The sequence below is a fragment of the Nonomuraea sp. NPDC059007 genome, from assembly GCF_042740555.1.
Classification (GTDB): Bacteria; Actinomycetota; Actinomycetes; order Streptosporangiales; family Streptosporangiaceae; genus Nonomuraea.
Window position 1 is genome coordinate 123315 of record NZ_JBHYJD010000015.1, and the last position, 23109, is coordinate 146423.

The window sequence follows — 23109 nt, forward strand, 5'->3', positions numbered from 1 at the left end:
GGATCTACAGGGCCACCGCGCAGCGGCCGCGGTCGGCCCTGCGGGGGCCTTCGGCGGTGGGCTTGATGTCGAAGTCGAAGATGGCGGTCGGCAGGTAGAGCGAGCAGCACGCGTTGGGGATGTCGACCACGCCGCTCACCCGTCCCTCGATGGGCGCCGAGCCGAGGATCAGGTAGGCCTGTTCGCCGCTGTAGCCGAACTGCTTGAGGTACTCCACGGCGTTCAGGCAGGCGTTGCGGTAGGCCAGGGTGGCGTCGTTGTAGTGGTTCTCGTTGGTCTTGTGGTCGACGGAGATGCCGATGAACGACAGAAACTCGGTGTAGCGCGGCTCGACGTTGCCCGGCATGAAGATCGGGTTGGTGGAGACGGCGTACTTGCTCATGCCGTCCTTGATGAGATCGACGTGCATGTCGATGAAGCCGCCCATCTCGATGGCGCCGCAGAAGGTGATCTCGCCGTCGCCCTGGCTGAAGTGCAGGTCGCCGCCGGAGAGCTTGGCGCCGGGCACGTGCACGGGGTAGAGGACGCGCGAGCCGCGGGAGAAGTTCTTGATGTCGTGGTTGCCGCCGTTCTCGCGGGCGGGGACGGTGCGGGCGCCCTCCCTGCCGACGCGTTCGAGGTCGGCGCCGTCGAGGGTGCCGGCCAGGACCCCCTGCTCCAGCGGGGGCAGCGCGAGCGGGGGCACCCGGCCGGGGTCGGTGGCGATGAGGGCGCGCTCGCGCTCGTTCCACTTGGCGAGCAGGTCGTGCGAGGGCGCGGTGCCGAACAGGCCGGGGTGGGTGATGCCGGTGAAGCGCACGCCGGGCAGGTGGCGGGAGGTGGCGACCTGGCCGCGGAAGTCCCAGACGGCCTTGCAGGCCTGGGGGTACTCCTCGGTCAGGAAGCCGCCGCCGTTCTCCTTGGCGAAGATGCCCGTGTAGCCCCAGCCTTCGCCGGGCGCCTCGCCGCGGGTCTGGGGGACGGGACCGAGGTCGAGGATGTCGACGACGAGCAGGTCGCCGGGTTCGGCGCCCTCGACCGCCACGGGTCCGCTGAGCATGTGCGCCACCGACAGGTCGACGTCGCGTACGTCCTTGGCGGTGTCGCTGTTGAGGATCTGGCCGTCGGTCCATTCGCGGCATTCGATGCGGATCGAGGTGTCGGGCGGGACGGTGGCGACGGCGGGGATGTCGGGGTGCCAGCGGTTGTGTCCCGGCGCGGCCTGGTCGCGCATGGATCGGGACTGGTCGACGGAGAAGACGACGTCAGGCATGGGACGGCTCCCGTTCTTTGGGGACGCGGGCGTACATCCACAGGCCGCCGAAGGCGACGACGCAGACGCCCGCCAGGATGAGCGCGAGGGTGGCCGAGGGGGTGTAGCGGCCGGTGAGCAGGAGGAAGGCGGGGATGACCGCGGTCAGCCAGGCCTCGACGAGCGTCACCCAGCCGGTGTAGCGGGTGAGCTCCGCGCGCCCGAGGCCGAGCACGAGGAAGAAGAGCAGCCACAGGAACGACCACAGCACCCAGATGACCGCGAAGGGGTGGTCGCCCACGACGAAGGCGTTGTGGGCGGCGTAGACGAGCGCGGAGATCGCCACGAACAGGGAGAACCACCCCACGCCCGTGCTGGAGAGCCCGGCCAGCAGGCCGATGCCCACGTAGAGATAGGTGAATCCGAACAGGTAGATGCCGGAGGCGCCCATGATCGTGGGCAGGTCCCCGCCCGCGGTCATGATGATCACAGTGGGCGTCACGACCTGCAGCGCGCCGACGAACAGGTTGAGGATCGCCGCGGCCTTCTCCTCGACCTTGCCGAGCAGCATCATCGCGTTGACGAACAGCACCGCGCCGACGTACAGCAGGCCCACGCTGGCCATCGCCGTCACCTCCTGACGACTCGGGGCTCGTGCGCGCTGGCCTCCTGCGCGTCCAGGGCCCGCCGCAGCCCCGGCGTGATCTGGCGTACGGCCGGCGGCGAGAACCGCCGGGCCGCGGCGGCGCCGCATCCTTCGCAGGCGGCCTGCTCGGGCGCCTGCCCGATCGGGTGCCGGGCGTCGAAGGGCCCGCAGGTCCGGCACGTGTACTCGTAGACAGCCATGGTCACTCCTCCGCCCAGATACTTCACACAGAAACTATTATCCTGGGAAGTATTGTCAAGACCTCAGAGTTGCTGCAGCACGCGGAAGTCCATGCCTTCGGCCTCCGCGAGGAACACCGCCTGCTCCAGATGCCGCCCGCGCATCCGCATCGTGCCCCGCGGGCCCTCGTACACCAGTCCCTCGGCGATCCGCCCGATGCTGCGCAGGTCCAGCTCCCCCGCCCGGTTGAGCAGTTCACCCAGCAGCAGCACGCCCTCGAAGCAGGACTCCCCCATGCTGTTGAGCACCGGCGCGTCGGGCCCGAACCTGGCGTGGTAGCGCCCGCCGAGGTCGAGGCTGCCCGCGGTCCCCAGGCCCTCGAAGAATCCCGCCGCCGAGTACAGCCCGCGCGTGCTGGCCGCGCCGGTCGCCATCAGCATGTTCTCGTCCATCAGCGGGCTGAAGCGCACGTGGTCGCGGTCGAGCCCGGCAGCGGCGAAGGCCCGGTTGAAGGCCACCGCGTCCTGGCCGACGAGCAGCATGAGCACACCCTCGCCGCGCCCCCGGGCGATCCGGCCGAGCGCGCCGCCGAAGTCCTCGGTGCCCAGGCGCACGTAGATCTCGTCCACGATCTGGCCCCGCGCCTGCCTGACATAGCGGCGGGCGGCCCTGGCCGACTCCCTCGGCCACACGTAGTCGTCGCCGACCACCGTCCAGCGCCGGACACCGAGCTCCTCGGCCATCCAGCGCAGCGCCGGGCGCAGCTGCCGCCCCGGCGTCTCGCCGGTCAGGAAGACCCACGGGGTGTGCTCGCCGCCCTCGTAGAGCGGGGTGTAGAGGTACGGCACGCGCCCGGCTATCCGGGGGGCGACGGCCTGCCGTACCGCGGAGATGTGCCAGCCCGTGACGGCCTGCACCTCGCCCGCGGTGATCAGCCGGTCGACCTCGCCGGCGACCTCGCGCGGCGGGCGGCCGCCGTCGACCACGCGGAAGACCAGCTCGCGGCCGAGCAGCCCGCTTCTGGCGTTGATCTCGTCGGCGGCCAGCCTGGCGCACAGCTCGCAGGAGGGACCGAAGATGCCGGCCGGGCCCCGCAACGGGATCACCAGGGCTACCGCGAGAGTGTCCATGGCGCGCCCCTTTCGCGGTCACTTTATCCGCGAAGTATTTGCGCGTGAACTGTTAATCTGGAGTGAACATGGAGACAGCACGCCTGCTCACGCTCGCCGAGCGCCAGTTCACCCAGCGGATCTCGACCGCGCTCACCTCGGTCGGCGGCACGGTCGATCAATGGCGCGTGCTGGGCCTGCTCGCCGACGGCCAGGGGCACCCGATGACGCAGGTGGCCGAGCACGTCATCCTCGCCGCGCCGACCGTAACCAAGATCGTGGACAAGCTGGTGTCCCAGGGGCTGGTGTACCGGCGGGTCGACGACGCCGACCGGCGGCGGGTGCTCATCTACGCCTCGGCCCGCGGCAAGGCGGCCCTGCGGCGGTGGGACACGGCCGTCGAGGGCGAACGCGCCCGGCTGGAGCAGGAGGCGGGCGAGGACCTGGCCCAGCTCGCCGAGGTCCTGACCAGGATCGTCGCCCGCCTGCGCTGACCTACGCGCCTTTCTTCCAGATCTGGCTGAGCAGGTCGGTACCGCGGATCACCTGCACCCGCCACGGCTCCAGCCGCAGCACGTGCAGCTTCGGGTCGGTGGGGCTGGTCCAGAAGTTGCCCAGGTTGTAGCCGGCGCCGCGCGGGCTGGTCCTGCGGTACAGGTCCCACACGCGACGCTTGACCTCGACGTCCGTCACCCATTTCGCGACCGTGTCGACGTTCACCGCGTTCTGGCGCGGGGTCCAGTAGGAGAACGTGGTGTGCGGGTTGTTGGCCAGATGCGCCGCCTTCACCGGAGTCCTGTACGTGGCCAGCCAGCCCAGCGGCTCGCCGTCCACCATCTCCCAGATCGGGATCAGCACCCGGGCCCTTGGCCGGTTCCGCTTGTCCACGGTCGTCATGGTGGCGTAGACGATGTCGCCGATGTAGGCCTCGAAGGCGTCCTGGATCTCGCTGAACTTCGTCATGCCGTCTCCTCCAGCACCACGACGGGGATCTCGCCCCTGGCCGCGTTCGCGTAACGCTGGTAGACCGGTTGGCGGGCCACCAGCTTGTTCCACAACCTGCGCCGCTCGGCGCCCTGCGCGGTGTGCGCGCGGACGTGCAGCTTCCTGTCGCCCAACTGGACGTCGGCCTCGGGGTGGGCGACCAGGTCCCGGTACCAGCCGGGCAGGTGCGGTCCCCTTTCCGAACCTGGGCCTATCAGCACCAAGTGACCGTCGTCGGAGCTGTAGGCGTGTGTCGTCGTTCGCAGACGGCCGGTCTTGCGGCCCACTGTCGTGATCACCAAGTCACTCATACGGGCAGCATGGCGGGCGGGACTTCAGCTTTCCTCCAGACCCCCTCTGGGCCCTTAGGCTGCTGTGTCATGTCTGAGGAACTCGCCCGCGTCCACCGGTTCCAGCGGGACTTCAACCTCCGCAAGGCGCGGCGGACGATCGAGGTACCCGGTGGCGTGGCCGTCCTGAACGACCGCTTCCCCGCCTCGCACGACGACAACAAGCTGATCATCTGGGCGGGCGACGACCCCGCCGCCGCCGTCCTGGCGGCCGACGAGGCGCTGGCCGGGCTGGGCCACCGCTACGTCCACGTGCTCGACGACGAACTCGGCGCCGCCTTCGCACCCGCTTTCACCGCCGCCGGGTACGAGCACTCGCCGTACCTCACGATGGTGTTCCGCGGCCAGGTCCCGGCCGGCGTACCCGCCGCGGACGAGCTCGGCCTCGACGAGATGATCTCGGTGCTCCGGGCGAACTGGCGGGAGACGCTGCCCGGCGCCCGCGACGAGGAGGTCGAGGCGCTGGCCCTGCGGATCCAGGACCGCGTGCGCGGCGCCGCGACGGTGGCCTTCCGCGGCGTACGGGCACCGGACGGCGAGGTCGCCGCCCGCGCCGACCTGTACGTGCACGACGACATCGCCCAGATCGAGAGCGTGTACACCGCCGAACGGCACCGCGGCAAAGGCCACGCCCGCACACTCATGCAGTCGATGCTGGCCGAGGCCGCCGGCGCCACCTTGATCTTCCTCTACACCGGAACCGACAACTGGGCCCGCGACTTCTACACCCGGCTGGGCTTCGAGCCCCTGGGCCGCACCCACGGCTTCCTGCGCATCGAGTAGCGGCGGCTCACATTGCCCATCACAGGTGTTTCGCGATATCCGCCGCCTGCGGGACGCCCATGGGTTCAAGGATGTCGAGCGCCTCGCGGCTCAGCGATGCCGCCTCGGCTGTTCGCCCGAGTGCCCGGCATGCGTCGGCGACCGCGCCACGCGCGAGACCTTGCAAGAAGCGGTCGGCAATGCTGTCCGCGATGTCCAGGGCCTGGCGACAGGTTGTCAACGCCTCCTGGTCCTCGCCCTCCGCGAGGTAGCAGTGACCGAGATCCATCAAGACCTCACACTCGGAGATCCGATCGCAGCCCTCTCTGACGAGTTCCAGGGCGTACAGATGTCGATCCACCGACTCTGCGAGACGACCCAGCTTCCGGTAGACCCGTCCGATCCCGTTGGCCGCACACGCCTCGAATCTGCGCTGACCGATCTCCTGGTTCAGCCGGACCGCACGCTCATAGAATTCCAGAGCCGTCGCCGAGCTTTGCAGACTGTCATATACATCACCCACCAGTACCAGTGTGTAGCCTTCGTCGCTGCGGTTACCATGAGCGCGATCGAAATCCAGACATCTATTCAGACTGTGCAGAGCCTCCGTGTAGCGCCCCACCCGATGGTAGGCAATTCCCAAGGTGACGGTCGCGGATATCTCACCCTGCTCGTTGTCCTGCTGACGGTACAGATCGATCGCCCGCACGCTATCGGCTATCGCTTGCTTGAATTCGCCCGTCCAGAGACGGCTGTAGCCTATCCGGTTCAGCGCATATGCCTCGCTTGCGAGGTCTCCGACTGCTCGGCTCAGGTCCAGCGCCTGTTGTTGGAAATCGATGCACTCCGGCATGCGGCCGGTCATCAGGTTAGCCGCACCCAGTGCGTTCAGGACACGCCCTTCGCCATCTCGGTCCTCGAGTTCCCGCACCGCCCGCAGCGCCAGTTCGAGGCTGGTCAGCCAGTCATCGACGTGGTTTCTGAGATAGAAGAAGTAGTCCAGGATCTCGACAAGCTGCCACACGTGAGCATTCGCGCCATGTCGCGCGGCACACCGGATCACCGACATCAGCACCCGGTAACGGGCATCAAGCCATGCCGCGGCCGCGTCGAAATCGTCGAAAGCCGGCAGTTCATACCCGCCGGACACGTTGACGAGATCGACCTGCACCGTAGTCGTGTACAGCGCATCCATGGCCGCCTTGGTGGTCTGGAGAAACCAATCGAACAACCGGAACAGGGCCGTGCGCCGGACTGACTCATCGTCATGAGCATGAGCGCAATCGCGGGCGTAAAGCCACACGAGATCGTGAAGCGCATAACGCCCCCCATCGCCCCGGTGGACAAGATGAGCGGCGGCCAGCACCCGCATCGCGGAATCTACTTCTCGCCGGGACTCACCCGCCATGGCGACGATCTCTTCGACTCCGACATCAGGACCTGGATGCAGGCCCATCAACCGGAAAATTCTTCGGTGCCGCTCCGCGATCCTCCGGTAGGACGAGTTGAACGCGTCCCGGACACCGACACTTGGGTCGCCTTCGACTTCCAGCGCGGTCAGCCGGTTCTGCCCGATGAAGCCGGCGACAAAATCGACCATACGCATATCCGGTTGTTCCGCCAGCTGCGCCGCGGCCAGGCGCAGCGCGAGTGGCAGGTATCCGCAGAGCTGAGCCAGTTCTCCGGCCGCCGCCTCCTCGCGGGCCACCCGCTCACGGCCCAAGATCTCGGCCAGTAGCGCCACGGCCTCTTCCGCCGACATCACGTCGAGGGTGACGGCACGGACGTCGTGCGTGACCGCGAGCCCACGCAGGGAGTCTCGGCTCGTGACGACCACCCTGCACACGGATGAGCCCGGCAGCAAAGGACGGATCTGGTCCGCCTTGGCCGCGTTGTCCAGCACTACCAGCAGACGCCGGTCGGCCAGCAATGATCGGTACAGGGCTTCACGCTCGCCAGGCCCGCTTGGGATCGCGTCCTGTGCCACGCCGAGCCCATAGAGGAGTTGATACAGGGCCTGTGCGTTCGTCACAGGCTCCCCCGGCGAGTAGCCGCGCAGGTCGAGGTAGAGCTGCCCATCCGGAAACTCGGACGCGACCTGGTGGGCCCAGTGTGTCGCGAGCGCGGTCTTGCCGACCCCGGGCGCGCCGGTGACAACGGCGATCGCCACCGCCGGTGGCTTGTCGAGCACGAGCAGATCAAGTTCGCGCAAGCCCTCGTCACGTCCGGTGAAGCGGGCGACGTCGGCCGGCAACTGGCGGGGGACCGGAGCGCGTTGCAGGACAGCACTACGCACCACGTCCCCCACGGGGGCTGCGGTAAGGATCATTTGATGCAGATCCGATAGCTCCTGGCCCGGTTCCAGGCCCAGTTCCTGACGCAGGTGATGACGCGCGATCCGGTATTCCTCCAGCGCCTCCGCGGTGCGGCCCGAGCGATGAAGCGCAGTCATCAGCTGGCCGCGCAGTCGCTCTTGCAAGGGATGTTCCACCGCGAGATGCCGCAGCTCGCTGATCAGATCCGCATGCCGATCCAGGGCGAGGTCGGCATCGATCCGGTCGGCGAGGGCGGCCACGCGAAGCTCGTCGAGGGCGGCGCCATCGGTGAGCATCAATTCGTCCCGCGTCCCCGCGAGCGCGGGGCCTCGCCACAGAGCCAGGGCCTCACGCAGTTGGTGTGCCGCCTGTTGATGATCACCGGCAGCGAACGACGTACGTGCCGCGCGTGTACCGGCGGTGAATGTCTCAAGATCGGAGCCGCCCGGCGGCACGTTGAGCCGGTAGCCCGTTGGCATCCCCGACAAGTGCGTGGCCGTACGTAACAGCCGGCGCAGCGACCACACGTGGTTGTGCAGCAGCTTCCGGCTGGAGGCCGGGATCTCAGTCCCCCATAACGCGGTCAGCAGCCGATCGTGTGACACCACCTGGTTCGCCTTGAGCACCAAGACGGCCAGGAGGGTCCGCTGTTTCTGCCCGACGATGGAGATCGAGCGGCCATCTCGCCACAAGTCCACCGGCCCCAAGATCCGGTACTCCACCTTGCCTCCCAGCGACTCAGAAGCTGCTCTCGCAGGTGCCGCCACGGCCCGCACAGGATCACCGCGGCCTCAAACCACCCCTGGGCACCAGATCCACGCCACAAGATCGAGAGTAATGGAGGTCAAGATCAAGAGCGTCGGGTCCCATCCTGCCACCGAGCCATGTGCCCTTTCAGCATCGGGCCGTCGACGATGCCCCGGGGTACGCCCACATCGATTGGAGGCAGGGTGCACTTATCACCCCGCACAACCCACCGCCGCGCACGAGTACGGCGGCAAGGCGCGTTAGGGCGGGCCACGACGGTGTTCGTCGTGGCTGCCCTGGCGCTTCCCACAACCCTTGACGCACGGGCGGAAACCTCCCCTCCCGTCGCCGCGCGTACGGCGTCACCCACCAAGTCCAGCTCAACGGCCGCACCCGTCACGGAGCGGCCAGACCGCGTATCAGCTTCGCTGGCGGCGCGACTGCAGAGCAGCCGGGTGCTGATCGGCGAGGAAACAACCGAGTCCAGCGCCTCATACGCCAACCCGGACGGCACCATCACCGTCGAGACGGCAAGCGATCCGGTCAGGGTCCGGCAGGGCGACGGCTGGGTGCCCATCGACATGTCGCTGGTCAAGCGAGGTGCGGCGCTGACGCCGAAGGCCGCCGGAGCCGAGTTCTCACTGGAGTTCTCTCCTGGCGGCGCGGGACCGTTCGCGAAGATGACCCGCGCGGACGGCAAGTTCATCGCGCTGTCGTGGCCCAGCCCCCTGCCCGCCCCGCGAATCGAAGGTACGAAGGCGATCTATGCCGGCGCGGCGGGCATCCCGGGCGCGGACCTTGTCGTCACCGCCCTGCCGACCGGCTTCCGGCACGATGTCGTGTTGCGCGAGCGTCCTGCCGGACCCGTGGAATTCAGAATGCTCGTTCAGAACAAGGGCCTGAGCCTGGCCGAAGATCGGCAGGGCGGGCTCACGGTCACTGACTCCAAGGGCAAGCCGGTCGCATCCGCCCCTGAACCCGTGATGTACGACAGCCCCGATACACAGGCGAAACCAGGCGCGGAAACCGGAAAGATCGACACCAAGGTCGTCGTCAAGAACTCCCAGAGGTTCCTGGTGCTGCGACCGGACGCGAACTTCCTGGCCGACCCGGACACGCGATATCCCGTGACGGTCGACCCGACGATCACCCTCACTTCCACGGCGAAACGGACGATCCTCGGCCCTTACTCCACCACCAGCAGTTTGGCCGACACCGTCGTCGGCAATTTCGACGACTCGACCAGGCGCGAATTCAGCCGGGTCCTGCTGAAGTTCGACACGAGTTCCCTGAGCGGCAAGACGGTGACGGACGCCAAACTGCAGTTGACCAGCTCCGACTCGTGGGGCTGCGTCGCGGCGCAGAACATCAAGGCACAGCGGATCACCTCCGCCTGGACCGCGTCCAGCACGTACTGGGCCAACCAGCCGTCCACCACGACGAGTGGTGAGCAGCAGGCCCAACAGCCCGGCCAGTGCAGCAGTGACTCCTCCGTCCCTGAAGGGACGTGGACCTGGCCGATCACCGACATCGCCAAGGCATGGTCCGGCGGCGCCGCCGGACACGGGGTGATGCTGAGACTCGTCACCGAACACCCCGTGCTGCACGAGAACCAGTACAGCCGCTCTTTCAGCACGCCGACGCTGGTCGTCACCTATGGCTCGACTCCTTCGATAGAGAACGTGCGCACAGCGCCGGTGTCCACCAACGCCGGAACCGTCTACACCAACACCACCAAGCCCACGCTGTTCGCGTTCACCAAAGATCCCGATAGCGGCCTGCTGAGAGTGGACTTCGACGTCGAGCACGATCCTGCCGCGCCGAGCCAAGGCAGCGGCCAGGTATGGACCGGCGCCGTAGACGGCGTATCGGCCGGAGCCGAAGCGAAGGTCAGTGTTCCGGCCGGTCAGCTCGCCGATGGCGGGAAGTACCGCTGGCGCGCCCGCGCCTTCGACGGTACCGATCAGTCGGCCTGGTCGTCATGGCGTTCATTCACCGTCGACGCCACGGCTCCCGAGGTGCCCGCCATCGAATGCCCGATCCCGGAAGGCGCATGGGCCTCGCCCGTCTCCAGCGACGAATACACCTGCATGCTCTCCGGCACCGGGGACACGAACAGCTTCTGGTGGGGGCTGGACGACCCGTCCACGCCGGCGCTGGCGAAGCTGACCAGCGGTAACTCCAACTACGCACTCGACCTGGACAAGATCTCCCAGGGCTGGCACACCCTGTACGTCAAAAGCAGGGACAGGGCGCACAACAGATCCGAAGTGGTTGCCTACGCCTTCGGTGTGACACCCGGCGGAATCCTGGGCCTGTCGGATGAGAGTCACACCTTCCGGTATCTGCCCTTGAGCGCGACCGCCCCGCCCGGCCGTACCGGCGTGCGGTATGAGATGACCAACATCGGAGTCGAGGACTTCCAGCCGCTCCCGGTGGGAGACGTCAGCGTGCCGGGCACCGGAACGCCCATCACGGGCTGGCCGCAGACCCGCACCGACTCTTCCGCTCCCTTTGGCCAGCTCACCTGGGACGTGGCCAAGTCTCTGCGGAACTATCCCAGCTTCGCGGGCGTGGTGAAGCTCCGTGCGTGCTTCACCGGTGGCCCCGGCGCGGGCGAGTGCACCAATCCGATCGAGGTCATCCTCGACAAGTCAGCGTTCGGCGGCTCCTACGGCACCGCCGACGTCGGATTCGGACAGGTCGCGTTGCAGTCCGGAGACTTCTCCCTCACCGTCACCGATGCCAGCGCGTTCGACATCAATGTCGCGAGAACGGCGAACACGCTGGAGCCGAGCCCCGAGCGGGAGGACGAGCTTCTCGACGAGAACCGGATCTTCGGCCCCGGATGGCGAGCGGGATTCCCCGCGGGCCTCGGTGACGCGGACTTCGCGCTGGATGGAACTGACGATTCCAACGCGATCCAATTCGTGGGCCCGGACGGTGAGACGAGAACCTACGTCGCCGGCGGCTCCGGCTTCGTCGGTGTCGGGGAAGCCGCGGATGGTTCCCGGGTCGTGGTGGACACGGCCAAGGGGACGCTGACGCTGACCGACCGCTACGGCACCACGACCACGTACACCAGGCAGGGGATCTCCGGTCGATGGGTGGTTACCGCCGTGGAGTCATCCGCGGCCGAATCGCTGACCACGTACACCCGTGACATCGCAGGACGCGTGACTCGCGTCCTGGCTCCAGCGGCGGCAGGCGTGACCTGTGGCGCGCAACTGCGGGCAGGCTGCCGGGCGCTGGACCTGTCCTACGCTTCCACGACAACCGCCACGGGAGTCGGTTCCGGGTGGGGTGACTTCGCGGGGCAGGCGAAGCAGGTGTCCTTCACGGCGTTCGATCCGGTGACCAACGCCATGAAGACGACCGTGATGGCCACGTACGCCTACGACTCCACCGGTCATCTGCGCAAGGTCACCGACAGCCGCACGGGCTTGGAGACGATCTACTACTACAACGCCGAGGGCCGGCTGTCTCAGGTCAACCCGCCTGGCCTCACGCCATGGCGGCTTGAATACGACAATCGGGGACGGCTGGCGCACACACAGCGCGAAGCCGGCGACAACGATCTGACACACGCGGTCGCCTATGACGTACCCATCGGCGGCGGCACCGCCCCTCTCGACATGACCTCCGCGCAAACCGCCAGGTGGGGTCAGACTCGCGGGCTTCCGCAGGTCGGAGCGGCAGCCTTCCCGCCCTCCCGCACCCCCGTCCGTGGCGGAGACGGCGCCTACCATCCCTCGGCCGCCGACTGGGAGTACGGCCAGCTGACGTACATGGACGTCTTCGGACGCCCCGTGAACACGGCCTCATACGGAGCCGGGGCCTGGCAGATCGGGGCCAGCCATTTCGACACCAAGGGCAACATCGTTTGGAGCCTGACCGCGGACAACCGAGCTCAGGCACTCACCCCGCAGGCGAACACCGACCCCTATGTGGCGGCACGTGCGGACACGGCGGAACGAGCCAACCTACTCGCCACCGTGAGTGTGTTCTCGCCGCACAGTGACCTGCTCACGTCGACGAAGCCGGCACATCCCGTGCTGCTGGCCTCCGGCGATCTGGTGTCGGCACGCCAGCACACCACATCGGCCTACGACGAGGGCAAGCCGTCGAGCGGCAGCGAGTACCACCTGGTGACCACGACCACGACGGAACCGCTTGTCCTCGACGGGACGTCCACGCCCGGCCCCGCTGACGTGCTCACGAACAAGAAGGGCTACGACCCGATCAAGGCGGGCGACCCCTCCGGCTGGACCTTGCGCCAGGGGACCAGCGACACCACGGTCATGCCCGGCCAGGACGACATCGTTCATCGTGTCCGCTACGACGCTTCCGGGCGAAAGATCGAATCCCGGATGCCCAAGTCGGATGGCACCGACGCGGGCAGCACGATAAGTAGCTACTACACAGCCGGAGCACACCCAGGTGTTGCCGCATGCGGCAACAAGCCTCAGTGGGCGACGCTGCTCTGCCAAACCGGGCCCGCTGCCCAGCCGTCCGGAATGCCGCTTCCCGTCTCGACCATGACGTACGGGTACTACGGCCAGCTGTCCGGCAAAACCCAGATATCCGGGGCGACAACCCGGACGTCCATGTCGACGTTCGACACCGCCGGTCGGCTGTCCAAACTCAAGGTCGAGGTAACCCCTGCTGCAGAAGGCGGCACCCCCGTACCGGAGATCGCCTACACCTATGACCCCGCCACGGGAGCTCCCACGACGGTGAGCGCCGGCGGCAGAACCGTGACCACCGGACACGACACGCTCGGCCGGATGACAACCCACACCGACGCGTCCGGCAATACCGCCACCTACAGCTACGACGCCTTCGGGCGGACCGCGACCATCAATGATGGAAAGGGAACCTCCAGCTTCGTCTACGACGGCACCGACGCCCTCGGCAAGGCGGAGCGTCGCGGCAAGGCCACCCGAGTCGACGTGACAGGGGTCAGCAGCTTCGGATACGCGTATGACGCCGACGGTCGCACGGTCAGCGAGGTCCTGCCTGGCGGACTCAACAGCCTCACACGTTTCGACAACGCCGGAGACCGCACCAACCTCGACTATGTCAAGAACGGGGCGACCTGGCTGAGCTTCACCGCAACCTCCGACGTGATGTCCCGGACGGCGCGGGCGGGGAGTCCCGCCAGCCATCAGCGCTACACCTACGACGCCGCGGCACGGCTCACCAAGGTCCAGGACACCTACACGGGCGCTTGCACCACCCGGGTCTACGGATTCGACAAGAACACCAACCGCACCAGCCTGACCACACACCCGTCGGCGACCGACGGCTCATGCTCCACGTCGACCTCGCCGACGACAGAGACCCATACCTACGACACCGCCGACCGGATCACCGATCCCGGATACAGCTACGACAATCTCGAGCGGGTGGTGACCGTCCCCGGCACGCAAATCGCCGGCGGTCAGCCGCTCACGAGTGGCTACCACGCCAACGACATGGTGGCTTCACTCACGCAGGTGGGCCGAACTCAGACCCTCACTCACGACCCCCTCGGCCGCATTCTGACTCAAAGCGACAGCGCGGGCACGGCGACCAACCACTACTCATCGGGCTCCGACTCACCTGCTTGGACGTCCGAACCGAACGGCTCGTGGACCCGCTATCTGTCCGGGCCCAACGGAATGATGGCGACCCTGGGTAGCGACGGTGCTCTAGAGCTCCAGCTGGCGAATCTGCACGGCGACGTCGTCGCCACCGCCGGCATCAGCTCCACAGGGATCGATTCATACGCCGAATACAGCGAGTACGGATCCCCTCGGCAGGCCGCCGGTGAGACCCAACGGTACGGCTGGCTCGGCGCCAAGCAGCGCGCAGCCGACGCCGTAGGCGGCATCGTCCTCATGGGGGTGCGGCTGTACAACCCGGCGACCGGCCGCATGCTCCAGTCCGATCCGGTCGCCGGCGGATGTGCCAACCGTCAGGACTATGCGCTCCAGGATCCGATCAACGGCCTCGACCTTGACGGGCGCAAGTGCTTCGGAGGCACATACCGAAAGTTCGACGACGACCGATTCCAATCGTGTATGGCGAATGTCCAAGGGCTGCTCGCCATTGCGCTCGGCGTATGCGCGGTGGCGTGCGCCGGCACGCTCGGCATCGGATGCGGGCCCTGCTTCGCAGGTGTCGCGGCGTGGTATGTGGTCTCGGTCGGAATCTGTCACGCGACGTCGTACAAGACCTGCTGCAAGGAGCAACGAACAAAGAAGCAGTACGACCGGAAGTGTGTCAAGAAGAAGAAGGGGAAATGCGTGCGCTGGCGGAACGCGGACACTTACAAAGAAGTGGCATACGCGGGGCCCGAGGTGTGCTGGTAGCGCTTCTGGCACGGTGACCTGACGGCTGACCACTGATACTTGCGCGTGCCCGGGAGACCACACGCGCAAGTATCACCCCCCGAGACCTGATCGGAATCCCGCCGTGAAGTCCCTGCTCAAGAGTGTTCCGCTGTGGCTGACGGTCGCCGCGGCTCTCCAAATGCTGGCCTGCCGTCACAACATTCCTCCGTTGTCGGTCGGGGCGGCCTTATGCGTGCTGGGCGCCGGAATCGTCGCCGCAAAATATCGCGCCGCGTCCGGCGTGCGTGACAACGCCGGTGGTGCGTACGTTCTGGCTGGGGCCATAACCCTCTGGGCAGGCTGCGCCCTTCATATACCCCCCACCATCTCGACCCTGCTCGCATTCACGCTGTTCGGTGTCGGTGCCGGAGTGAGCCTCAAATCCAGCAGAGAGCACCACCTCGGAGGAGAGCCATGACGATCAATGTGCTCTTTCATACCCGTGTTGTGCGGGGTGTCCAAGATCGCCTAGGGTGGACGCTTCCGCCAGAGGCAGGGGGCCGCTGCGTGCCGAAGCGTCACCCGGCGTCACCCGACGACTGGTCGGTCGCCTACACCCGGACCGTCGCCGGCAACATCCGCGCCCACCGCGAACGCCGCCGCATGTCCGTGCAGGCGCTCGCCGATCGTTGCACCGCCCTGGGCTATCCGCTCGAACGTACGAACCTGAACAAGCTGGAGTCCGGCGGCCGCGCGTCCATGTCCGTGGCGGAGCTGCTGGTGCTGGCCCGCGCGCTCGACACCCCGCCCATGTTGCTCCTCGTCCCCCTGCACGACGAGCCGGTGGAGATCCTGCCCGGCGTCGAGGCGCCCGCCACCGAGGCGGCCGCGTGGCTGGACGGTACCGCTCCGGCCCCCGACGCCGACGACACCGAGGCGGGCGAAGAGCGGCGTGACGCGTTACGGCTGCTGCGCGACCACCACCGCGCCGTCGAGGAGTGGACGTCGCGCTCGCGTGCCGCACGCACAGCGGGTACGCGCGCCGCCGACGCCCAGGACCCCAACCAGCGGGAGTGGAAGGAGGCGGCCCACCAGCACGCCGAGCAGGCGCGCCACGCCGCCGACCGGCTGGGCTTCCTGCGCGACGGCATGCGGCTGCGCGGCGTACCCCTGCCGGAACTGCCGCCCGGCCTGATCCACCTCGTCTAGTCCGCCTGGAGAAAGGCGAGTACGGCCAGCACGCGGCGGTGGTCGTCGCGGGCCGGTGGCAGGGTCAGCTTGGTGAAGATGTTGCTCACGTGCTTCTCCACGGCCCGATCGCCCACCCGCAGCAGCCGCGCGATGGCCGTGTTCGAGCGGCCCTCCGCCATCAGCGCCAGCACGTCACGTTCGCGCCCGGTCAGTACGGCCAGCGGATCCCTGCGCCGCCCGGCCCGCATCAACTGGGCCACGACCTCGGGGTCGAGTGCGGTGCCTCCGGCGGCCACGCGGTCGAGCGCGGCCAGGAAGTCCTCGACCGCCGAGACCCGGTCCTTCAGCAGGTAGCCGACGCCGCCCGGGTTGCCGGTCAGCAGTTCGGTGGCGTAGCGGGTCTCGACGTACTGCGAGAACAGCAGGATGCCGACGCCCGGGTGGGTTCCGCGGAGCGCGATGGCCGCCCGCAGGCCCTCGTCGGTGTAGCCGGGCGGCATCCGGATGTCGACCACGGCCAGGTCGGGCGGGTGTTCGGCCACGGCCGCCCACAGTTCCTCGGCCCTGCCCGCCTCGGCCACCACCGTGTGCCCGTGGTACGTCAGCAGCCTGGACAGCCCGGCCCTGATGATGGCCGAGTCCTCGGCGATCACGATGCGCACCCCGGTCACCGCCGGTGCGGCAGTTCGACCACCGCCGTGGTGGGCCCGCCCGGCGGGCTGGTGACGCTCAACCGGCCGTCGACCGGGCGCAGGCGATTGGCCAGTCCGTCCAGCCCGCCGCCGGGGGTGGGGGCGGCGCCGCCGTACCCGTTGTCATGGACGCGCAGCACCAGAACGGACGGCTCGCCGCGCACCTCGATCGCGGCGCTGGTGGCGTGGCTGTGCTTGAAGACGTTGGCCAGCAGTTCGGCGGCGCAGAAGTACAGGATGCTCTCGGTGGCGCGGTCGGCGCGCCGCGGCATGGTCACGCTGACCTCGACCGGGATGCCGCCCCGTGACGTGGCCAGCGTGGTCAGCGCGGTGTCCAGGCCGTGGTCGAGCGCGGGCGGGTGGATGCCCTTGGCCAGGTCGCGCAGCTCGGCCACGGCGGCGCCGGCGTTCTGGCGGGCCAGGTCGAGGAGCTCGCGGGCCTGGTCGAGCTGGGTGGCGTCCCGCAGGAGCTTGCCGGCGGTGATCAGGTCCATGGTGACGGCGACCATACGCGCCTGGGCGCCGTCGTGCAGGTCGCGTTCGATCCGGCGCAGGGTGGCGGCGGCGTCGTCGACGGCCTGGGTGCGGGTGCGTTCGAGGTGGCGCAGGCGGTCCGCGCCCGTCGGGGTCAGCAGGGCTCTGGCCAGGAGGCGTTCGAGCGCGATCGTGCCGCGGACCGCCCAGGGGGCGCAGGCCAGCAGGAGGACACCCGCGCACGCGGCGAGCAGGGAGCGGGGCCAGTCGCTGAGCGGGAATCCGCCCCATACCTGGATGAGGCCGCCGATATGCCGCCATAGGGGGTACGCGAGCTCGGCCGCGCCGGCGGCCCAGAAGAGCAGGGCGGCGGAGAAGGACAGCAGCGCGGTGAGGGGTTTGAGCAGGGCGAAGGCCACCGCCCGCCAGCCCGCTCCGTGCTTGAGCCGGGCGGCCGGCCATCCTCCGGGGCCCGGTCCCGGCGGGGTCTCGATCCGGGTGCCGAGCAGGCTCGCCTGGCGGCGCCGTTCAACTGCCGCGAACCATCCCGCCAGATCGGCCGCGGCGGCCAGCAACGGCAGTCCGGCGAGCACGACCGCCAGCGTCAGACCGGGGATGAGCAGCACGCCCACCCCCACCAGCCCGGCCACCGCGATCGGCAGCGCGGTGACGGCATAGCGGAATTCCGCCCAGATGCGTCGCACGTTCCCAGCCTGCCAAGGATCACGCCCGTGTCCATCGGGTAAACCGAACCATCGACGGCCGGGCGGCACGATCGCCCGCGCGGCGCCGGATTCCTAGCGTCGGCGGCATGCTGACACCACTGATGCTCACCCTCGCGCTGCTCGCGCCGCCGCCCCAGGACGCCTCGTTGCGACGCGACCTGGACGCCTCGTTGGGACGCGACCTGGACGCCTGGTTGCGACGCGACCTGGACGCCGTACGGGATCTGGGCGTGATCGGCGCGGTCGCCGAGGTCCGCGACGGCGCGCGTCATCTGAGCGCGCGCACCGGCGTGGCCGACCGCGCCACCCGGCGCCCGGTCCCCCGCCGGCCGCAGATCCGCGTCGCCAGCGCCACCAAGGCGTTCACCGCCACCGTTCTCCTGCAACTTTCTGCCGAGGGCCGCCTCGCCGTGGACGACTCCGCCTCCCGATGGCTGCCCCGCCTCGACCCCCGGATCACCGTCCGCCACCTGCTCCAGCAGACCAGCGGCCTGGCCGACGACGACCATCCGGGCTCGGTCACCGAGGAGGGCTACCTGCGCCACCGCCTGGACACCGTCACGCCGCACCAGGTCGTCGAGCGCGCGCGGAAGCTCTTCGACCCCGGCACGGGCTGGAACTACGCCAACGTCAACTCGGTCATCGCCGGGATGATCATCGAGAAGGTCACCGGGCAGAGCTGGGAGCGGCAGGTCACCGACCGCGTGATCGTCCCGCTCGGCCTCACGTCGACGTACGCGCCCGACCCCGTCCCCTACCTCGCCGGCCCCCACCTGACCGGATACCGGCAGTTCGCCGAGCGCGGCCGCCTCGTCGACACGACCGTGGCCAACCAGAGCGCCCACCGCGCCGCCGGGGACCTCATCAGCACGCCCGGCGACCTGGCCCGGTTCTTCACCGCCCTGGTCACCGGGAAGCTGCTGCGACCCGCGCAACTGGCCGAGATGCGGAAGACGGTGCCGGTCAGCCCCTTCTACCAAAAGCTCCTACCCGGCATGAGGTACGGCCTGGGCCTCATGTGGTTCCCGCTGACCTGCGGCAACGGCTACTGGACCCACTGGGGCGACGCGCTCGGCTACTCCACCCGCGGCGGCGTCACCCCCGACGGCCGCCGAGTGGTGATGGTGCACACGAACACCAACGGCGACGCCCTCCAGGCCCGCTTCCACCGGAAACTGCACCCGCTGGTGGACCGCGCCCTGTGCGGAGGCCGCTCATGATCGCCATGGCCTTGGCTCTGGTCCTCGCTCCCCCACGAGGTCGAGCGGATCCCCCGCACCGGCTCGATCGGCGTACTCGCCGTGACCAGTGACGGCGACCGAGCGCGGGCGGGCGTCGCCGTACGCCGCACCGCCAGAAAGATCCCCTTCAACGCCCGCTTCCGCATCGCCAGCGGCACCAAGGCGTTCACCGCCACCGTGCTCCTACAGCTTTCTGCCGAAGGCCCGGCTCAACGCCCGAGCGAAGCGAGGACGGCTGACCGGGGTGGGCTCCAGCGGCGACATGCTCGCGCACCACCACCTCGCCCGTGCAGCCGCATCAGCGCGGCCCCTCGGAGATCTTGACGCCGGTGGTGCCGCATGTTGTGATCCACGCATGCGCTATTTCGTACTGATTTAGTAGGAAATGAGGCGGTTGTGAGGTTACTCCAGCGTGCCGCTGCGGTTGTCATGCTCCTGGTGAGCGCGGCGGGCATCCAGGTCGTGCAGGGCGGACCGGCGCAGGCGGCTCTGCCCACCGCCGCCGTCGCGCTCGGCGACAGCTTCATCAGCGGAGAGGGCGCGGGGAACTACCAGCCCGTCGTCGACGCCTCCGGTACGGCACAGTCCTTCCCCGGCTGGTCGGCGGCCAACAGCAACGCCTACTTCTGTCACCGGTCGGCGAACGCCTCGGTGTTCGCGGCGGCGCTCCCGGGCATTCAGCAACGTTTCAACCTCGCGTGCTCCGGCGGCCAGCCGGCCGACATCGCCGCCCCCTCAAGCGCCCGGACCGGGGGCCGTACCGTCGCCTCGCAACTCGATCAGCTGCGCGCCGTCGCCCAGACGCACGACATCGACGTCGTCCTCGTCGGCCTCGGCTCCAACAACACCCAGTTCACCTTCGGCGACGTGGCCACGCTGTGCGCCAACCGCTTCATCGCCGACGCCTGGACAGGCTGGTGGGAGTTCTGGGCCTATCTAGGGGGCCCGGTGCCGCAGAAGCCCTGCAGCGCCTCGGACCTGGCCACCGGCACCGAGGTCGCCGCCGCCACCACCGAGACCACCGCGGCCCTGCGCCAGATCCTCGACACCCTCGCCCAGATCGACGCCGACGGTACCCACCAGGTGATTCTGCAGACCTACACCAACCCGCTGCCCCCCGACCTCGCCTCGCGTTATCACGAGGAGGACAACCGCTCCGACACCCGCGACAAGTTCCGCGCCCTCGGAGCCGAACGGTACGCCGCCGGTTGCCCGATCCACCGCGCGAGCCTCGCTCCCGGGCACGTGTTCTCCGAGAACCTCGGCTCCTTGGTCAGGAACGCGCACAGCACACTGGCAGCCGAACGCCCGGCGGCCGATCTGCGCGTACTGGACGTCCAGCGGGCCTTCGACGGCGCCAGGCTCTGCGAGAACCCCGACAGCCCGGCGAGCGCGCTAGCGACGCCGGTCCGGGTACAGGACGGACCGTCCGGCACGTTCATCACCAGCCTGTCCGGCTGGGACAAGATCGATATCCAGCGGGCGGCGAACACATGCGTCACCCACTTCCAGACCTGCCAGGAGTCGTGGCACCCGAACGCCGCGGGCCACGCCGTGCTCGGCCAATGCCTGACCGCCGCCTCCGCCGCGGCGCCCCGCACGACCATCGCGTGCGCCCGCAACGCGAACGGCACGCTCACCATCTCCTGACGCCTCCTCGACTTCGCGTCCGGCCATCTGGAGCCGGACGCGAACCTGAATGGGTTTTGTCGGGTAGCTGATGAGCGTGTGCGATACGCGCAAGGCGGTGGCTTCAGCCCCGGGAACGGATATGACGAGAAGCGGCCGGGAGGTTCGCGCACAGCGAGAAGAACACACCCCGAGAGGGCAGGCGTGCTGAATGCCAGGCTGATCGTGGTGGGTCAACATCGGCGCTCCCTCCTTCGGCGTCCGCCCCCGGGATGCCCCGCGACGCCCTTGGTACCGACGGCCTCGATTGCTCAGGTTCTTTGGTGGCGGCGGGGCTCAGTCGTTGGTGGACGCCTCTGGTCCAGTCGTGGCGTACCGGGCGGCGATGGTGCGGACGGCCTCGTCGACTACCTGAGCGACGCGTTCGGCGCTCACCTCCCAGCCCGGCATCAGAAGTGTCGGCCAGAAGACGTAGTTGGAGATCATGCCCAGGAACTGGGTGGCCGCGAGGTCCACGTCTTCGATCCGCACCGTTCCCGCCTCATGCTCAGCCAGGAGGTAGCTGCGTACGGACTCGAAGTAGGGCATCTTCCCGTGCGAGAACTGCGCATGGGCCAGCTCAGGGAACCGCGGCAGCTCGGCGATGACGATCCTGAACAGGTCGGTCATCTGGGCGCGGCCTAGCAGCTCGGCGTAACGGCGACCGATGATGCTGAGCCCGTCAACGACGTTGCCTGCCGGCGGCGGATCCCCCTCGTCAGCGGTCGACCAGGACTCGGTCACGATGGCGTCGAACAGGGCGGCCTTGCTCGGAAACTGCTTGAACAAGGTGGCCCGAGAAACGCCCGAGCACTCTGCGATCCGCGCGAGCGACGTCCGGTCGTAGCCCAGCTCGAGAAACAGTGCGGTCGCGGCCTTCACGATCAGCGCGCGCTTCTCCTGGGCGACGCGCTGGTGATACGTCGTCACGACTCTGCTCGCGACCCCCTTCATCCACGAACCGGCAGCCGGCGCCACCGCGGCAATCGCCGACTTCTACTCACCCGAGCCGTTCGCCATCCCCCGCCTCGGGGAGCCGACCGACGTCACCCGTCTCCTCCTGTTCCTCACGTCATCAGAGGCGTCGTTCATCACGGGGTCGGAGTACGTCATCGACGGTGGACTCCTCCTCGGCCCCGCCCTCCAGGCCGAGACCGCATGAGCACTCCAGACCCGCACGGGCCGAACGACTCCGCATGCCCGATGCCGCATACCGGGGCCCGGACTACTCACCGACGAGCAACTCCACCGGCTGCGGGCGCTGTCCGCCGTCGAGGAGCATGTCGAGGTCGAGGCAGAAGCCTGTTCGGGACCGGCGGGTTCAGACCACGACCACACCCTCAATCGTGAAGAGCCGATTCGAATTCGCCATAAAGTCGTCGGCGTCGATCCTCCTTCCGGTCAAAGGAGTGCCTGCACATAAGTGCGACAGTCAAGCGGCGATTACTTCTTACTCGAGCCCGTCCGATAGTCATGTTTTGCAGGGCGTGACCATAATGCATGTCGGGCACTTAGCCAGAGAGATCGACGCGCGGCCCTGCACCATCATCCAATTCGCTGACAGGTACTCCAATCATGAACGCCAAAGCGCAACCTACTCCCGGGGGGGCGCAGCTACAGCGAAGAGGCGCGTTCAACTAAGAGTGAGCTCCTATGCCTAGCGAAACAAGCATCTCAAGAAGGGATTTCGGTTATGACCCAGCTTAATCTGATCCAACTCGTGTGTTCCCGCACGGAGGACAGCGGTGAAGACGAAGTTTACATCAAGATAAACGGCTGGCGCGCATGGCCGGACACGGGTACGGCGCCAATTGGACCACATCAGATGGTTCCCATCACCAGGACCTTCACTTTCAACCAGGACCCCATGATCATTGAATTGGTCGACGAAGATACCGAACCCATTGATCCGGACGATAGCCTCGGAACGCACACAGTTGGAGAATCCCAGAAAGGCCTGGGAGTGATGCAAGTGTTTTTCGAAGGCAACGGCGCCCACTACAAACTCACCTACTCGGTCACATAAAGGCGACGTCGCCAACAGTGACACCCTGCGCATCGAGATCAAGAAACAGCTCGCCAAGATCGACGCCCAAGAAGATCAGGTTCTTGACCTCGTCGGCGATCCCGACTGGCCACGGGAGAAGATCGTCAAGCGCCTACGCGGCATCCGAGACGGACGCGCTCGCCTGGAAGCACAGCTCGACCTGTACGGCACCGCCCGCCGTCTTCTCAACCAAGCGTTCTTCCACCGGCCCTACCCCGACGCACACGAGCACAACAGCACACCAGGAAACGCAAGAGCGGCGGCGTCATCACTGACACCGCCGCTACTGGCACGTCGGCGCCACTCGCCACTTGGGTGGACCTAATCGCCGCTTACTCGAACTCGGCGTCACAGGTGACAGAGCTGCGCCACAAGATCGAACCCTCGCACATGACCAACCGCCTCTAGATCGCGCGGCTCGGCGACCCCT

Annotated in this window: 20 protein-coding genes; 10 read left to right on the plus strand and 10 right to left on the minus strand. The window is 68.0% G+C overall.

The window, feature by feature from the left end:
* Window positions 1–4: 4 nt before the first annotated feature.
* The 4 genes from fmdA to ACFWY5_RS25475 form a co-directional block, all read right to left on the minus strand.
* On the minus strand, window positions 5–1252 hold the full coding sequence (gene fmdA / locus ACFWY5_RS25460; protein ID WP_379634804.1) for a formamidase: 1248 nt from the start codon (window positions 1250–1252) through the stop codon (window positions 5–7).
* Window positions 1245–1856 carry an AmiS/UreI family transporter gene (locus ACFWY5_RS25465; RefSeq protein WP_379634806.1) on the minus strand — a complete coding sequence of 204 codons (612 nt, stop codon included), beginning with the start codon at window positions 1854–1856 and terminating at the stop codon, window positions 1245–1247. Before ACFWY5_RS25465 ends, fmdA begins: the two co-directional genes overlap by 8 nt.
* Window positions 1857–1861: 5 nt before the next feature.
* The gene (locus ACFWY5_RS25470) at window positions 1862–2077 is read right to left on the minus strand and encodes an FmdB family zinc ribbon protein (protein WP_379619323.1); all 216 of its coding nucleotides are present in this window, start codon (window positions 2075–2077) and stop codon (window positions 1862–1864) included.
* A gap of 63 nt (window positions 2078–2140) precedes the next feature.
* Window positions 2141–3187, minus strand: a complete 1047-nt coding sequence (locus ACFWY5_RS25475) for a substrate-binding domain-containing protein (protein WP_379619321.1) — start codon at window positions 3185–3187, stop codon at window positions 2141–2143.
* A 68-nt stretch (window positions 3188–3255) separates the two neighbouring features.
* Between ACFWY5_RS25475 and ACFWY5_RS25480 the strand changes: the two genes are divergently transcribed.
* A complete protein-coding gene (locus ACFWY5_RS25480) occupies window positions 3256–3660 on the plus strand; it encodes a MarR family winged helix-turn-helix transcriptional regulator (RefSeq protein ID WP_379619319.1) in 405 nt (134 codons plus the stop codon).
* A 1-nt stretch (window position 3661) separates the two neighbouring features.
* On the opposite strand, the gene ACFWY5_RS25485 is transcribed toward ACFWY5_RS25480, so the two are convergent.
* Both ACFWY5_RS25485 and ACFWY5_RS25490 read right to left on the minus strand, forming a co-directional pair.
* On the minus strand, window positions 3662–4129 hold the full coding sequence (locus tag ACFWY5_RS25485; protein WP_379634808.1) for a pyridoxamine 5'-phosphate oxidase family protein: 468 nt from the start codon (window positions 4127–4129) through the stop codon (window positions 3662–3664).
* A complete protein-coding gene (locus ACFWY5_RS25490; protein ID WP_379619315.1) occupies window positions 4126–4461 on the minus strand; it encodes a nitroreductase/quinone reductase family protein in 336 nt (111 codons plus the stop codon). Before ACFWY5_RS25490 ends, ACFWY5_RS25485 begins: the two co-directional genes overlap by 4 nt.
* A gap of 69 nt (window positions 4462–4530) precedes the next feature.
* Between ACFWY5_RS25490 and ACFWY5_RS25495 the strand changes: the two genes are divergently transcribed.
* Complete coding sequence (locus tag ACFWY5_RS25495; RefSeq protein ID WP_379634810.1) at window positions 4531–5283, plus strand: GNAT family N-acetyltransferase; 753 nt, start codon at window positions 4531–4533, stop codon at window positions 5281–5283.
* A 19-nt stretch (window positions 5284–5302) separates the two neighbouring features.
* Here the strand turns inward: ACFWY5_RS25495 and ACFWY5_RS25500 are convergent, their stop codons facing one another.
* Window positions 5303–8299, minus strand: coding sequence for a BTAD domain-containing putative transcriptional regulator (locus ACFWY5_RS25500; protein ID WP_379634812.1), 2997 nt, complete (start codon window positions 8297–8299; stop codon window positions 5303–5305).
* A 480-nt stretch (window positions 8300–8779) separates the two neighbouring features.
* On the opposite strand from ACFWY5_RS25500, the gene ACFWY5_RS25505 reads away from it, so the two are divergent.
* The 3 genes from ACFWY5_RS25505 to ACFWY5_RS25515 all read left to right on the plus strand — a co-directional run bounded on the left by ACFWY5_RS25505 (window position 8780) and on the right by ACFWY5_RS25515 (window position 15850).
* On the plus strand, window positions 8780–14680 hold the full coding sequence (locus ACFWY5_RS25505; protein ID WP_379634814.1) for a DNRLRE domain-containing protein: 5901 nt from the start codon (window positions 8780–8782) through the stop codon (window positions 14678–14680).
* Between the two features lie 103 nt (window positions 14681–14783).
* Entirely contained in the window at window positions 14784–15119 is a 336-nt protein-coding gene (locus ACFWY5_RS25510; RefSeq protein WP_379634816.1) for a hypothetical protein, read from the plus strand.
* Window positions 15120–15208: 89 nt separating this feature from the next.
* A complete protein-coding gene (locus ACFWY5_RS25515; RefSeq protein ID WP_379619311.1) occupies window positions 15209–15850 on the plus strand; it encodes a helix-turn-helix domain-containing protein in 642 nt (213 codons plus the stop codon).
* Here ACFWY5_RS25515 and ACFWY5_RS25520 read toward each other — a convergent pair.
* Window positions 15847–16494, minus strand: coding sequence for a response regulator (locus tag ACFWY5_RS25520; protein WP_379619309.1), 648 nt, complete (start codon window positions 16492–16494; stop codon window positions 15847–15849). The genes ACFWY5_RS25515 and ACFWY5_RS25520 overlap by 4 nt on opposite strands.
* Window positions 16495–16499: 5 nt before the next feature.
* Window positions 16500–17702 carry a sensor histidine kinase gene (locus ACFWY5_RS25525; protein ID WP_379634817.1) on the minus strand — a complete coding sequence of 401 codons (1203 nt, stop codon included), beginning with the start codon at window positions 17700–17702 and terminating at the stop codon, window positions 16500–16502.
* Between the two features lie 107 nt (window positions 17703–17809).
* On the opposite strand from ACFWY5_RS25525, the gene ACFWY5_RS25530 reads away from it, so the two are divergent.
* From ACFWY5_RS25530 to ACFWY5_RS25540, 3 genes are all read left to right on the plus strand, one after another.
* Window positions 17810–18943, plus strand: coding sequence for a serine hydrolase domain-containing protein (locus ACFWY5_RS25530; protein WP_379634819.1), 1134 nt, complete (start codon window positions 17810–17812; stop codon window positions 18941–18943).
* Window positions 18944–19024: 81 nt separating this feature from the next.
* Window positions 19025–19288, plus strand: coding sequence for a serine hydrolase (locus ACFWY5_RS25535; protein WP_379619303.1), 264 nt, complete (start codon window positions 19025–19027; stop codon window positions 19286–19288).
* Window positions 19289–19360: 72 nt separating this feature from the next.
* On the plus strand, window positions 19361–20614 hold the full coding sequence (locus ACFWY5_RS25540; protein ID WP_379619301.1) for a hypothetical protein: 1254 nt from the start codon (window positions 19361–19363) through the stop codon (window positions 20612–20614).
* A 315-nt stretch (window positions 20615–20929) separates the two neighbouring features.
* Here ACFWY5_RS25540 and ACFWY5_RS25545 read toward each other — a convergent pair whose 3' ends face one another.
* Complete coding sequence (locus ACFWY5_RS25545) at window positions 20930–21562, minus strand: TetR/AcrR family transcriptional regulator (RefSeq protein ID WP_379619299.1); 633 nt, start codon at window positions 21560–21562, stop codon at window positions 20930–20932.
* 88 nt (window positions 21563–21650) lie between these two features.
* Between ACFWY5_RS25545 and ACFWY5_RS25550 the strand changes: the two genes are divergently transcribed.
* Together ACFWY5_RS25550 and ACFWY5_RS25555 are read left to right on the plus strand one after the other, a co-directional pair.
* Window positions 21651–21794, plus strand: coding sequence for an SDR family oxidoreductase (locus tag ACFWY5_RS25550; RefSeq protein WP_379634890.1), 144 nt, complete (start codon window positions 21651–21653; stop codon window positions 21792–21794).
* A 531-nt stretch (window positions 21795–22325) separates the two neighbouring features.
* A complete protein-coding gene (locus tag ACFWY5_RS25555) occupies window positions 22326–22658 on the plus strand; it encodes a hypothetical protein (protein WP_379619297.1) in 333 nt (110 codons plus the stop codon).
* Window positions 22659–23109 lie beyond the last annotated feature (451 nt).